Source organism: Flavobacteriales bacterium (assembly GCA_016704485.1).
Classification (GTDB): Bacteria; Bacteroidota; Bacteroidia; order Flavobacteriales_F; family PHOS-HE28; genus PHOS-HE28.
In genome coordinates, this window is sequence record JADJAA010000007.1 from 1 (window position 1) to 11,715 (window position 11,715).

Annotated in this window: 17 protein-coding genes; 12 read left to right on the forward strand and 5 right to left on the reverse strand. The window is 50.5% G+C overall.

Translation table 11 applies throughout. The annotated features are described in order from the left end of the window. The first annotated feature begins 647 nt into the window (after window positions 1–647). From IPF95_18525 to IPF95_18540, 4 genes are all read left to right on the forward strand, one after another. Window positions 648–1,010, forward strand: coding sequence for a hypothetical protein (locus tag IPF95_18525; protein MBK6476677.1), 363 nt, complete (start codon window positions 648–650; stop codon window positions 1,008–1,010). 161 nt (window positions 1,011–1,171) lie between these two features. Continuing rightward, window positions 1,172–1,483: a hypothetical protein gene (locus tag IPF95_18530; protein MBK6476678.1), complete on the forward strand. Its 312-nt coding sequence runs from the start codon at window positions 1,172–1,174 to the stop codon at window positions 1,481–1,483. Between the two features lie 1,004 nt (window positions 1,484–2,487). Beyond that, on the forward strand, window positions 2,488–2,763 hold the full coding sequence (locus IPF95_18535; protein MBK6476679.1) for a hypothetical protein: 276 nt from the start codon (window positions 2,488–2,490) through the stop codon (window positions 2,761–2,763). A 30-nt stretch (window positions 2,764–2,793) separates the two neighbouring features. Further along, on the forward strand, window positions 2,794–3,192 hold the full coding sequence (locus IPF95_18540; GenBank protein MBK6476680.1) for a nuclear transport factor 2 family protein: 399 nt from the start codon (window positions 2,794–2,796) through the stop codon (window positions 3,190–3,192). A 190-nt stretch (window positions 3,193–3,382) separates the two neighbouring features. Here IPF95_18540 and IPF95_18545 read toward each other — a convergent pair whose 3' ends face one another. Continuing rightward, complete coding sequence (locus tag IPF95_18545; protein ID MBK6476681.1) at window positions 3,383–4,612, reverse strand: hypothetical protein; 1,230 nt, start codon at window positions 4,610–4,612, stop codon at window positions 3,383–3,385. Next, the gene (locus IPF95_18550; GenBank protein MBK6476682.1) at window positions 4,570–4,977 is read right to left on the reverse strand and encodes a hypothetical protein; all 408 of its coding nucleotides are present in this window, start codon (window positions 4,975–4,977) and stop codon (window positions 4,570–4,572) included. The genes IPF95_18545 and IPF95_18550 overlap by 43 nt, the downstream gene beginning before the upstream one ends. A 126-nt stretch (window positions 4,978–5,103) precedes the next feature. On the opposite strand from IPF95_18550, the gene IPF95_18555 reads away from it, so the two are divergent. The 7 genes from IPF95_18555 (at window position 5,104) to IPF95_18585 (ending at window position 9,381) form a co-directional block, all read left to right on the forward strand. Beyond that, window positions 5,104–5,448 carry a nuclear transport factor 2 family protein gene (locus IPF95_18555; GenBank protein MBK6476683.1) on the forward strand — a complete coding sequence of 115 codons (345 nt, stop codon included), beginning with the start codon at window positions 5,104–5,106 and terminating at the stop codon, window positions 5,446–5,448. Between the two features lie 32 nt (window positions 5,449–5,480). Next, entirely contained in the window at window positions 5,481–6,296 is an 816-nt protein-coding gene (locus tag IPF95_18560) for a hypothetical protein (GenBank protein MBK6476684.1), read from the forward strand. 30 nt (window positions 6,297–6,326) lie between these two features. Continuing rightward, window positions 6,327–7,235: a J domain-containing protein gene (locus tag IPF95_18565; GenBank protein MBK6476685.1), complete on the forward strand. Its 909-nt coding sequence runs from the start codon at window positions 6,327–6,329 to the stop codon at window positions 7,233–7,235. Between the two features lie 3 nt (window positions 7,236–7,238). After that, complete coding sequence (locus tag IPF95_18570; GenBank protein ID MBK6476686.1) at window positions 7,239–7,529, forward strand: chaperone modulator CbpM; 291 nt, start codon at window positions 7,239–7,241, stop codon at window positions 7,527–7,529. 95 nt (window positions 7,530–7,624) lie between these two features. Then, window positions 7,625–8,545 (forward strand): hypothetical protein, encoded by a 921-nt coding sequence (locus IPF95_18575; GenBank protein MBK6476687.1) that lies wholly within the window; start codon window positions 7,625–7,627, stop codon window positions 8,543–8,545. Window positions 8,546–8,641: 96 nt separating this feature from the next. Next, window positions 8,642–9,124 (forward strand): GreA/GreB family elongation factor, encoded by a 483-nt coding sequence (locus tag IPF95_18580; GenBank protein ID MBK6476688.1) that lies wholly within the window; start codon window positions 8,642–8,644, stop codon window positions 9,122–9,124. 32 nt (window positions 9,125–9,156) lie between these two features. Beyond that, the gene (locus IPF95_18585; GenBank protein MBK6476689.1) at window positions 9,157–9,381 is read left to right on the forward strand and encodes an RNA-binding S4 domain-containing protein; all 225 of its coding nucleotides are present in this window, start codon (window positions 9,157–9,159) and stop codon (window positions 9,379–9,381) included. A gap of 81 nt (window positions 9,382–9,462) precedes the next feature. On the opposite strand, the gene IPF95_18590 is transcribed toward IPF95_18585, so the two are convergent. Beyond that, entirely contained in the window at window positions 9,463–10,107 is a 645-nt protein-coding gene (locus IPF95_18590; protein ID MBK6476690.1) for a CPBP family intramembrane metalloprotease, read from the reverse strand. A 321-nt stretch (window positions 10,108–10,428) separates the two neighbouring features. Here IPF95_18590 and IPF95_18595 point away from each other — a divergent pair, with 321 nt between their 5' ends. Continuing rightward, complete coding sequence (locus tag IPF95_18595) at window positions 10,429–10,761, forward strand: GNAT family N-acetyltransferase (protein MBK6476691.1); 333 nt, start codon at window positions 10,429–10,431, stop codon at window positions 10,759–10,761. Window positions 10,762–11,219: 458 nt separating this feature from the next. Here the strand turns inward: IPF95_18595 and IPF95_18600 are convergent, their stop codons facing one another. Then, window positions 11,220–11,420 carry a hypothetical protein gene (locus IPF95_18600; protein MBK6476692.1) on the reverse strand — a complete coding sequence of 67 codons (201 nt, stop codon included), beginning with the start codon at window positions 11,418–11,420 and terminating at the stop codon, window positions 11,220–11,222. Window positions 11,421–11,546: 126 nt separating this feature from the next. Continuing rightward, window positions 11,547–11,693, reverse strand: coding sequence for a hypothetical protein (locus tag IPF95_18605; protein ID MBK6476693.1), 147 nt, complete (start codon window positions 11,691–11,693; stop codon window positions 11,547–11,549). Window positions 11,694–11,715: the final 22 nt, after the last annotated feature.

Sequence of the window (11,715 nt, forward strand, 5' to 3'; positions counted from 1 at the left end):
GCCCCCTTTGTTATCTCCTGTTTGCTCGTGTCCTGTAACAATGGTGTAGATGGGAAGATTGAGAATATGTCAGAACAAGTCGAGATTGTCAAAGACCCAGTCAGTACTGAAATCGTCCCACAGTCCTTAAAGTCTAAAATTCCTGAGCCATTTAGAATCGCTGAGTTTAACCGGTTGGACTTTACTTCTGGTGGCAGTCCAGCACAAATTAGAACAGAATTTTGCGATAGCTTGACTACGGGATTTTTTTGGAAACTACTACCTGATTGATAAAGATTTCTCCGATGCCAACGGAAGGCCTGTTGGCGGGATCATTACCGTTCATGTAGTTGGGAAAATGGGTAGTTGGAAGGCAGATGATACAACTCAGACAATTTGGAAGATTCATTTACTATCCGATGTCATCTCCGTATGGGACTCAATTCATGTTGGACTGACAAGGGAAGAAGTTGAACGCTTTGGAAAAGCCAATGATGGTCTCTGTTTCGACAAAGGTGACCTCGCTTATTCATGTGACTTCAATAGCTTTTCTGCCGATTTCATCTTTAAAGATGACTTCCTAACAGAGTTGACGGTGAGGAGAAATTGTGAATCAGAATGAAGGAACTACCGCCAACAGCACCTAAACGTTGGCATAATTTGAACAAATGGAAATTAACCACAGAATTCAGGACAAGTTTTTAGCGGACAAGTATTCGCTTTGGATTGACTTTCCTGACGGCTCAAGAAGAGAAACTGACCACAATGAAGTAGAACTTATTCTGAAAGACACACGATTTATAAGACATGAATTGACAAAATACAGCTACCTCTATGCAAGTCAACTTTCGTTCGGTGGACATTTAGACAAAAATTATTGGGAATATCTAAAACTACAAGGAGAAATCGGACAACACGACCGAGATGAGTTAGAAGAAGGTGTTTTAGTTGTAATCTATCTCCTATACTCAGAGATTTTTGAAGCTGAAGGATGGTGCTATCTGTACAAAAATCACCTATTTAAAAAATGATAAACTATGCCCAACAGCACCTAAACGCCAGCAGGCCCGCTCAGTTCTTCGATCGAAACAGAAGTGGTAAACTTGAATGATCGGAGCTTCGAGGCTGGTCCCGGAATACCTGTCGGCGTTTAGCTGCTAAACGTTAGCGGTAATTATGTCAACCAATAAAAATGAAAGACTGGAAACTCAAATTACGTTTCGGTAAGGAAAAGACACCGTACACTCATTTCACAGTTCTTGCTGACGGAATAGTTGGAGAACGTAGGGAGGGTTTTGACTGTAGACCTGGAAAAGCATGGATGTCAATGAAAACATGGTCGACATCAGCTGACGAATCTGAGGAAATGATAAGGGTTATAGGGGCACAAATTGGATTTACTGTAACTGGTAAAATACAAGTTTACAAGACAGAGCCCATTGAAGCTCCCTCTGACAATCCAAAAGGTTACGACATTAATTTTAGACCTTATGACGAAGCATAACTACCGCTAACATGCTCGTGCCGCAAACCGCCCTCGTCCCGTTGCCAACTCCCGTTGAGGGGTGTTACTTTTCGTACAGTAACAAGATCAGGAAAGGCGGTCTGCGGCAAGCGCAGGCCCGTTACCACACGCTACTTACAAGGCATCGTGAACCCCATGGACAACTTGGACACTCCCTGACGGCTTTACCGTCATAACATTCGCAAAACCACCCCCAATTGATCGATAGTGCGAAGATCTGAGGCCGCTCATACTTTCGGCGATAAACGAAGATCTTCGTCTACCCAACGTTATGGCACATTAAAAGAGAGTACATGAGATGGAACTTACATCTTACATGGATTGCTAGTGCATTTATTTTCATTAATCTTCTATTTGCGTTGCACGCCAGCACTATGACAGGCGGAACGTCATTGATTTATTATGCAATGGTTTTCCCCCTCTTTTGGGGACTGACGTTGATATTCGTGAGTTTCAAAGCGTATAAGCTAAGAGAAGTGTGGTTTAGTAAGGATTTTAGAATTTCGACTTTGATTCTTCTACTCTTTTGCACACCGTTACCTCTTTTTGCATTTACTGAACTTACCAAACCTGAAATGACTAGGTCAGGAACTGATTATTGGTCAAGGAATGGAGAGACTTTAAAGATTGAAACTTGGGTGTATGAACCAGGTAGAGTGGCTATTAATAAATATTGGATCCTTCCCAGTGAGAATTGGATTAATACAGATGAATCAGGTTTCCAAAGGATTCAACCTGGATTTATTTGGACAAAGCAGGTGATACTCTCAAGACGGAGAAATATAAAGATGATAAACTTATAGTGACACGGAATTACCAAGAATAACGTGCCATAACATGCGTTTGCCGCAAGCCGCCCTCGTCCCGGTGACAACTCCCGTTGAAGCATGATAACTTCGTCCAGGAACAAGATCACGAAAGGCGGCCTGCGGCAAGCGCAGGCCCGTTAGAACCTACCTGAAATTCATTCGGAGTCCGCCACGATGAAGATCAATAAGGTCCTGTCATTTACGCTCTCGGTCGCGTCGATCTACTTCGTGTTGGGCAACATGGTCGGTTACGGCATTTCCAAAGGCAGCGTTGAAGTGGATGGCATTCTCTACTACCTCTTCTTGCCATACACGCTCACTTGGGGCCTGGCCACCATGGTCGGATTTGACTGGTTTGCGCTAACCTTTATCGTCTTGGCCTTGTTGCTTTCCATGATGTTGTTCTTTCCCATAGGACTGTACTTGGTGGATAGGAACGAAGAGCAGTGAACAGAGCAAAACAGAGGGCCTCTTTTCTGGATGGAGCGGTCGATCTGTTCGAAACTACCTTCGTGCACCCATGACACAAGACAACAAAGCCATCGCCACAAATGGTTCGCGGCTTTCAACGCGCACGACCTTGATGCCTTGTTGGCGCTTTACAAGGATGATGCGGAGCACTACAGCCCGAAGCTGAAAGTGCACCAACCCAAGACCAACGGTTGGGTGCGCGGCAAGAAGGCCTTGCGTGGATGGTGGCAAGATGCTTTTGATCGCTTGCCGGAACTGCGGTATGAAGTGATGGGTATGAACACGGATGAGGAGCAGGTGTTCATGGAATACATCCGGCATGTGCCCGGCGAGGACGACCTGCGGGTTGGCGAGGTGTTGGAGATCCGGGACGGCATGATCGTGGGGTCGCGGGTTTATCACGGATAGCGGCCTGCGGGCTGGTTACCTTTGCGTTTGAATGGCGACCGACTATTACAAGACACTCGGGAAATGTAAGGGTGCGAATACAACAAGGAAACGCTAGTCCCAAAGACGAATAATAGCTCGGTCTTCTTGAGATAACTTCCAGAAGTACGTATTGGAGCATACGATAGGAAACTGTACTACCGAAACTGAATTACTGCTTCACTACCAATTTGTTGAGCATAGTTTGTCCGGTACTGCACTGTATTGTATACAAGCCAACGGGGACTGCATCGTCGAATTCGAAATGTAGCTGATGCTCACCCGCAGGGAGCGAGATGTTCTGGAGCAGTTGGCGCACTACCCGTCCCGTAGCATCTACCATGCGAATGTCCACCCTCTGTAGGTACGACAACGTGCACGTAATGGTCACGTGGTCCCGGATCGGATTTGGACTGATAAGAAGCCCCCCTACGGCTGAATGTGTTTCTTCGACCCCAACCTTGGTCTGCCCAGTGTGAAGGCGGATCACTGCCATACCTGTAGTATCAGCAGTAGCGTTGCCTGCCAACAAGACTTTTCCATCTGGTTGCAAAGCGATCGACCGACCGATGCAATATGACCCGACCACGGGTATGATAGCCAGACCATCATCAGAGAAACCAGTATCCAACGTACCGTTGCTCGTGAGCATGGCAACCATGAACACACCATCAAGAGCGCTGCCCAGGAGAATGCGATCATCGGAACGAAGGATCAGTGACAGGCCAAAACCGTTGATCACTGTTGCCACCGCTATTGAACCCGCCGTGCCGAATGATCCATCGATGGAGCCGTTACTACCAAATCGGGCAACGAGCATGTCCCTGACGGGCAAGAAAGGATCAACGCCCCTCACAAATCCTGCCACCACAATGCTTCCATCCTGTTGTAAGGCAACCGATGTGGCGAACTCATCCCCAAATCCAAGAACGAAATCGTAGGCGACGATGCCACCATTTCCGAAGCTCGGATCAAGCACGCCGTCTACGGTATATCGGGCGAGCAAATAGGCCGAACTGCCACTCGGACCTGTCGTATTTCCAACGCAAACAATACTACCATCGGGCTGGAGCACAATGGCATTGAAGCCAGCACCAGCGGGCTGTGCATCAATAGATATTCGTCCATTTGTCCCGAACGAAAGGTCTGGTGAGCCATCGGCCAAGTAGCGCGCCAAAATGCCATGGTTGTTGAAACCATTGAAAATTCTACCGGCTGTCAAAATGCGGCCATCGGGTTGGATCGCTACAGCATTGTACCTATCATATTGACCAGGACTGCTCTCCCGTCGTATACCGTTCGTGGCGAAACTGTCGTCAAGCGAGCCATCCGTGTCGTACCGGATCACAACTGCATGCTCTAGCGTTTCGGGGACCAAGGACAGCGAGTATCCCACGGCCATGATCCTGTCGTCGTCCTGTAAGGCAATGCCTTGAATACTCTTCTGCGTATCTGAAAATCCGGCCACCCGTGATGAACTCGACCGTCGGTCCCAAAGTTGGAGTCGCGTGAGCCATCCGGAAGGTGCCGGACCAATGAGAAGTCCCAGTGGTCACTATACGTGGAATGGCCACCAACTACGATCCTGCCATCAGGCTGTACGACGATCCCATATCCTTCCGAAAAGTTATTATCGTTCGGGAAAGCAGTGACCGCAAGGCCATCCACCCCAAAGGAGAGATCAAGGTCGCCCGGTTGTTGGGCCTTGACCACCGAACAGCATAAGCAGGTGCAAACCACGACAACGACCAGTTTTGCTATAGTCATCTATATTGGGGTTAGCTACAAATATAGGTCCCGATCAATTTTCGCCTTCGTATTTGTTCGGGTTCCGAATACGCCTCGTTCTTTAAAACTTCATAACATCATACGATGGAGCGCTGTGGCCGCAACATGGACAGAAAAGGCCACTCCTCCCCAGCCTTCAACGCGCACGACCTTGATGCCTTGTTGGCGCTTTACAAGGATGATGCGGAGCACTACAGCCCAAAGCTGAAAGTGCACCAACCCAAGACCAACGGTTGGGTGCGCGGTAAGAAGGCTTTGCGTGGGTGGTGGCAAGATGCATTCGACCGATTACCGGAACTGCAGTATGAAGTGATGGGTATGATCACGGATGAGGAGCAGGTGTTCATGGAATACATCCGGCATGTGCCCGGCGAGGACGACCTGCGTGTGGGCGAGGTGCTGGAGATCCGGGACGGGATGATCGTGGGTTCGCGGGTTTATCACGGATAGAGCGACTTTCCTTTTGATATTTGCATCGACCCATGGACAGAAAAGCACATGTGGAGTGGTGTGAGAACTGCACACGCAGAAAGCCGGATCTGGAAGTCGGTTTGATCTGCGGTGCGACTGGCCGCATCGCCGACTTCGAAAAGACCTGTCCCATTTTCGATATGGATACGGTGGCACATCAAGAGAACTTCAGGCAGTTCTTCAAGCGCAACAGGACCGTATTCTCAAGTAATGCCGCTGGAGAAGTATCCAGCACTTCGAAAACCAGGGCGAGATCCGACACAGTCGCGAACCTCCCAGAAATTATGCTGATCAAGAACAGTCGATATGGTGGGAGAATGGGTCTGTTCGTATTTCTCAGCATCCTCGGCTTGGTCGTGATCCCATTCCTAAAACCAAGTATTCTGGAGAGTACTAGAGGTCTGATCATGCTCTCGATACTACCAGCAATTCTCATGCTATTCCTAGCACGATCGATCTTTGATCGAAGCGCGAAGATCACGCTATCCTCTTTCGGGATACAGCTCCATTCGGGGCTTTATTATCCAGCACAGGGCATTGCTTCCTTGATCGAGGCGAATGGTAATGAGTCTAGTGCATCGAAGAAGTTCGCAATAGAAATGAGCCTGATATCGCATATAAAACAAAGTTCGCAGCCTCCATCTCCATGGAATAACGCTGCAACCTTGCTATCAGAAGAAGGAGATCAGTTCCCGGTTGTTTCCTTGATCGTGAAGTCGTTCAATTCAGGTGTAAGCGTGATATCGATCGATCAGCTGGAATACTCGCCGAAGCGGATCGCGCATTTGATCGAGTTGTACAAAGAGAAAGGAACCTCGCAAGAGTGAGCGGTATTGCCCATGTACCTTTGCGTTTGAATGGCGACCGACTATTACAAGACACTTGGTGTTGAACGCAACGCCACCACGGAACAGATCAAGGCCGCGTTCAGGAAGCTGGCGCGCAAGCACCATCCGGACCTGAACCCGAACGACGAGAAAGCAAAGCAGTCCTTCCAAGCGATCAATGAAGCGAACGAGGTGCTGAGCGATCCGGAAAGTCGTAAGAAGTACGACAAATACGGGGAGCAATGGAAGCACGCAGACCAGTTCGAGGCCGCTGAAAAGCAACGTGGTTCGCAACAAGCGCAAGGTGGCTTTGGTGGTGGTGATCCCTATGGCGGTGGCGGCTACGGTGGTGCCAGCGAGGCGGACTTCGCGGACATGTTCGGTGGTATGTTCGGTGGGCGCGGCGGCAGGCAAGTGAAATTCCGTGGCCCGGACTACCAAGCGGAATCGCGCTTGGACCTGCGGGGCGCGTACAAAACGCACAAGCAGACCTTGAATGTGAACGGTAAACAGATCCGCATTACGGTGCCAGCCGGTGTGGAAGATGGCCAAACGATCAAGATCGGTGGGCATGGTGGTCCGGGCGCGAATGGTGGACCACACGGCGATCTGTACATCACCTTCCGGATCGAACCGGACCCCAAGTTCCAACGCGTGGGCAAGGACTTGTACATCACTGAGACGGTCGATCTTACCACTGCCCTGTTGGGAGGCACATTGACCTTGGACACCTTGGATGGTGCAGTGAAATTGAACGTGGCACCGGAAACGCAGAACAATACGAAAGTGAAATTGAAAGGCAAGGGTTTCCCCGTGTACAAGAAGGAAGGTGAATTCGGGGACCTCTACGTAACCTATACCGTTGAACTCCCTAAGAACCTGACGGAACGTGAGAAGGAGCTGATCAAGGAACTGGCCGAACTAAGGAACAACCCGTGAGCCATGGAGAACGAAGAACTCATCGCAATGGAGGTGTACTGCGACCATGAGGGCGTGGAGGTCTCCTTCGTGGAAGCGTTGCACGATCGTGGTCTGATCCGGATAACCACGGTGAAGGAGCAACGGTTCATTGACCCGGAGCATCTGTCGCGGGTAGAGAAACTGGCCCGGATGCACTATGACCTGGACATCAACTTGGAAGGGATCGAAGCGATCAGCCATTTGTTGGAACGCATGGAAGCCTTGCAACAGGACATGCGCAGTTTGAGCGAGCGGCTGCGGTTGTACGAGTAGTGCTGCAAGACCGTGCATCCACATTCGGTCCTTCGTATTCCGCGTTCCGTCGATCCAGAACCGTTATTTCTATTTTTGGGACAAACAAACAACCCATGGAAACACGATACACCCGCCTTCTCCTACCAGTGGCCCTTTCATTTTCTATGGGCGTTCAAGCCCAGCAAGTGCAGAAATGCTGTGGCACATCGAACAGTACCTTCCTACTGGGCAACATGACGTATGCACCGCATACGCAGAGCCTCTATTCTCCTGCGGATCTGGAGAACGAGGAGGACGGTTTGATCACCGACCTCTACTTCCGGTATGGAAATACAGGACAAGCGCTCGGCAACACCTTGGGTGGTCTTTTGATCCGCTTGGGACAAACCAATGCAACCTCATACGCGAGCGCTACATTCCTGACCGATCTGGATACAGCGCTGTACACAACGGAATTCACCATTCCTCCGGGGCAATCGGGTGAGTGGTTCAGTATTCCATTGCAGGTTCCATTCCAGTACAATGCCAACCAGACCTTGGTCATGGATATTTGGTTCACCAGTTCCACTACGTTGAATTTTGGGACCTTTTCGACCGCGAACAATGATCAGAAACTGTATGCACTGACCTTGGACGCCACGACCGGTTCGTTGTCCTCCTCCGGCTGGCAGGACATGGGATTCGATCTGGACCCGATCGCCGGGATCAGCGAACAAAAGGTTGATGGTCTACAGCTGGTACCACTTCCAGGAGACCAACAACTGCGCGTGCTCCGAAATACGGATGACCTTGGAAAAGCGGACCTCTTCCTTCTGGATGCAAGTGGAAGGCAACTAACCAACCACACATTCACACAAGGCACGCGTAGCATAACGCTCAACCTTGGGGAAATGGCAACAGGATCTACATCGTCCAACTGGTCAACAGCAACGGTACTGTGTACACAAGTCGGTTCCACAAAGCGAACTGAGCCTTGCGATCGCCTCGTTCCGATCCATGAAAGCCACGCTCGTCATTATCGACATCAAGGTTGAAGACTGCAGAGGACGCGGTTTCACGTACGTGGACCGGGAGGGTAACCGGTGGGGCATTGGCTCGTAAGACCTTTGGAAGAACACCACACAAGGAACATGAGCAGGGGCTTCGTGAAGGAGGACGACCAAGAGGAAGCACCCTTCATTCCGCCTCGCGCCGCATTGTCCGATGGTGTAACGAATTACGTTACACCAAGAGGCTTGCAGTTACTGCGTGATGAGCGTGAAGCGTTGGAACAAGAACGCTCTGTGATCATCGGCAATGATGATGAGCGTCGCAGGCAGCAAGCAGTGATCAACGGTAAACTGGAGCTGCTGAATGAACGCATCGTGACCGCGCGTGTGGTAGAGCCCGCGAACGATGGACAACAGGAAGTTCGGTTCGGTAGCACGGTAGCTTTTGAACACCAAATTGGGCCACAGAAGGGCAAGCGCTTCACGTTCACGTTGGTCGGTGTGGATGAAGCATCGGTAAAAGAAGGGCGCGTCGCCTTCACTGCACCGATCGCTCGGGCGTTGATGGGAAAACGGATCGGAGAGATCGCCATGTTCCCATTGGGTGAATTGCGCAAGAGCTGAAGATCATTGAGGTCAACTGAAGAGCGAACGAAATGGAACAGATCACCATTCAACTACGGGGCGAGTACATTGAATTGAACCAATTGCTGAAACTGGCCGGGGCCTGCAACAGCGGCGGTGAAGGGAAAGATGTTGGTGGCCGAGGGATCGTGAAGGTCAACGGCGCCGTGGAGCTGCGCAAGACCTATAAAGTGCGAGCAGGAGAAACCGTGACCCTGGAAGATCTGGAGATCAAGGTAGTGGCACCTGATCAGTGATCCCGACGTTGCGCGTTGCTGCCACGAACAGGTTCCGCCGGTAATTGCCATCGATCAACAACACAGCGAGCACCAGGACTGCTATTGCGATAAAGCCCGCCACCCCTGCGGGCGAAGCCACCAATACGGATCCGCCCCAGGCGACAAGGCCATTGCACCGGCGCTTCCGTTGATCAGTCCATGGAGAACGGCTGCACCCCATACACTGTTGGTCCGTGTTCGGCACCAATCGAATAGGAAGGCCAGGAGCACACAGAATACGACCATCAACCCGATCCCAGCGATCGGATGGCCGGGGTAATTATGGCCCATGGCAATAAGCGGTGCGTGCCATAAACCCCAAAAGAAGCCGGTGAGCAGGATACGTTCCATAGCTGGCCATTGTGCGGTTGCATTGTACAGGTAGCCACGCCAACCGAGTTCCTCACCCAACATGAAAGGCAAATTCACTGTGAATGCCGCGAACAAAGCACTCAACAACGTAACCGCGAGGATGGCACCACCGGGCAACTTCGCCAGCGCAATGGAAACGCTGCTCCCTTCACCAACCACACCCTTCGCCGCCATCAGTTCAGCTACGGATGTCGCGAAACGGTCACCGGTCACCGCGACATGTCCGAATGATCCAATACCGAATTGGTTTCCGAATACATGCACAACCAACATGGTAAGCGGAACGATGCACAACCCGACCGCGCACGTCCACACCAGATATTTCCAACGCATCAAGTTCAAGTGCAGTCCGAGTTCTTGCCATGGCCGCCCCTCGATCTTTCGATGCTGCACAACCGCAGCCAACGCGGGGCCGAGCATGCATAGTGCTGCCATCCCAACATAGGAAGTCCACTTGCTGCGTTGATGCCGAACAAGGCTCCGATCCCGGCAACACCTCACGTGAGGCCGAATACGATCAAAAGGAATGAAGCGATCCTCGTTCTTGTCTTGCATGCCCCGGAACTTATGAATTCGCCGTTCTGGTTGAAAAACTTCATAACGTGAGTTCTGATGAATGGACCGGAGCTGATCTGCGCTACCGTGCTTTGCACTATGCTCACGCTCAATTTTTCACCCTTCCCAAAGATCGTAACAGAACGATTGATACTCCGCGAGATCGACATGGGCGATGTTGATGCCCTGTTCGACATACGATCGGACGAACGCGTTATGCGCTATATCGGAAGGTCGAAAGCAAAGGAGAAGAGCGATAGCATTGAATTGATCGAAAGGATTATCAGAGACCTGAAAGAGAACACTTCGATCTCTTGGGCCACGTTGAAGGACGCATCCCAAGTCGACGTAAGGCACAATCCTCACTATGATCAAACTGAAACACCATCCCGGCGAAGTGGGTTACGCCTTGCATCCCGACCATTCGTGTAAGGGTCTCGTTGAGCGAAGTTAATTGAATGCGGTGACCGACATCGGGTTCCAGCAATTCGGTTTCCATAGCATTGAAGGGCATCGGAACCGCGCAACCATTCTTCGAACCGGTTGTTACAACGATGCGGTTTCATCCGAGAAGGGTTGTTCAAGGAGAATTATCTCTGGAATTGTAATTCTTGGATAATGGGTTCCATTCCAAGTTGGTTGAAAAACAACGATCCCGGCCGAGGCCGGGACCATTTTCATCGTTCGGAGCGGAACAAGGGCAATACTTAGGGGTAGTTCGAAGAACCCTTAGTTCTTCATCTCACCTCCATCCGACTTCATATCTCGACCCCCGGTTTATCGCCATGTTATTCAGTGCCACCGTGCCGTACTTCGTATACTGGTCCGGAGTTAGAAATGGCCTTCAACTCGGTTTCATAAGCTTACCCATTGAAGCCAAGCACATAGCGTCATCTTTTGGCCGCCATTTTGTCCTTTTTACAGGCAGTCTGAACGTCCTTCACTTTCGCGACCTGCTCTGCAGTAAGTCCCAAGGCTGTCCAAGTGTCATCGCCAGCCATCAAGCATTCGTGCTTTTGGTCATGCGCTGGTTTATCACTTTTCGCTTTCAGGTCTTGGGCCTGCGCGGGCGTCACCACAAAGCGAGGCATAAAGGTCAGCGATTCATCTTCATTGCTTTAGGTTTTATGGTTATGCAGTTGGTCTTTGCAGATCGAAGGCCGATTTTCTTATACGCATCTATATGCAAAAATGGGCCTTGTCCATTTCGACAAAAACTAGATACCGAATGACGGATATTTCTGTGGATTAACGCCCCGATCATGGGCATACTGCGCTGATGGATCTTCCCACATGCTCCAAACCTGCGTGATACGGGCTTCCGCATCGCTGATCCCAATAAGGTGCATATATCTGCCGATCATTGGTTCAGCAATGATATCTTTC

Coding starts and splice junctions, on each gene's coding strand:
- IPF95_18525 (MBK6476677.1), top strand. CDS start 648: ATGGAAATTAACCACAGAATTCAGGACAAGTTTTTAGCGGACAAGTAT.
- IPF95_18530 (MBK6476678.1), top strand. CDS start 1,172: ATGAAAGACTGGAAACTCAAATTACGTTTCGGTAAGGAAAAGACACCG.
- IPF95_18535 (MBK6476679.1), top strand. CDS start 2,488: ATGAAGATCAATAAGGTCCTGTCATTTACGCTCTCGGTCGCGTCGATC.
- IPF95_18540 (MBK6476680.1), top strand. CDS start 2,794: ATGGAGCGGTCGATCTGTTCGAAACTACCTTCGTGCACCCATGACACA.
- IPF95_18545 (MBK6476681.1), bottom strand. CDS start 4,612: ATGGCCGTGGGATACTCGCTGTCCTTGGTCCCCGAAACGCTAGAGCAT.
- IPF95_18550 (MBK6476682.1), bottom strand. CDS start 4,977: ATGACTATAGCAAAACTGGTCGTTGTCGTGGTTTGCACCTGCTTATGC.
- IPF95_18555 (MBK6476683.1), top strand. CDS start 5,104: ATGGACAGAAAAGGCCACTCCTCCCCAGCCTTCAACGCGCACGACCTT.
- IPF95_18560 (MBK6476684.1), top strand. CDS start 5,481: ATGGACAGAAAAGCACATGTGGAGTGGTGTGAGAACTGCACACGCAGA.
- IPF95_18565 (MBK6476685.1), top strand. CDS start 6,327: ATGGCGACCGACTATTACAAGACACTTGGTGTTGAACGCAACGCCACC.
- IPF95_18570 (MBK6476686.1), top strand. CDS start 7,239: ATGGAGAACGAAGAACTCATCGCAATGGAGGTGTACTGCGACCATGAG.
- IPF95_18575 (MBK6476687.1), top strand. CDS start 7,625: ATGGAAACACGATACACCCGCCTTCTCCTACCAGTGGCCCTTTCATTT.
- IPF95_18580 (MBK6476688.1), top strand. CDS start 8,642: ATGAGCAGGGGCTTCGTGAAGGAGGACGACCAAGAGGAAGCACCCTTC.
- IPF95_18585 (MBK6476689.1), top strand. CDS start 9,157: ATGGAACAGATCACCATTCAACTACGGGGCGAGTACATTGAATTGAAC.
- IPF95_18590 (MBK6476690.1), bottom strand. CDS start 10,107: ATGCGTTGGAAATATCTGGTGTGGACGTGCGCGGTCGGGTTGTGCATC.
- IPF95_18595 (MBK6476691.1), top strand. CDS start 10,429: ATGCTCACGCTCAATTTTTCACCCTTCCCAAAGATCGTAACAGAACGA.
- IPF95_18600 (MBK6476692.1), bottom strand. CDS start 11,420: ATGCCTCGCTTTGTGGTGACGCCCGCGCAGGCCCAAGACCTGAAAGCG.
- IPF95_18605 (MBK6476693.1), bottom strand. CDS start 11,693: ATGATCGGCAGATATATGCACCTTATTGGGATCAGCGATGCGGAAGCC.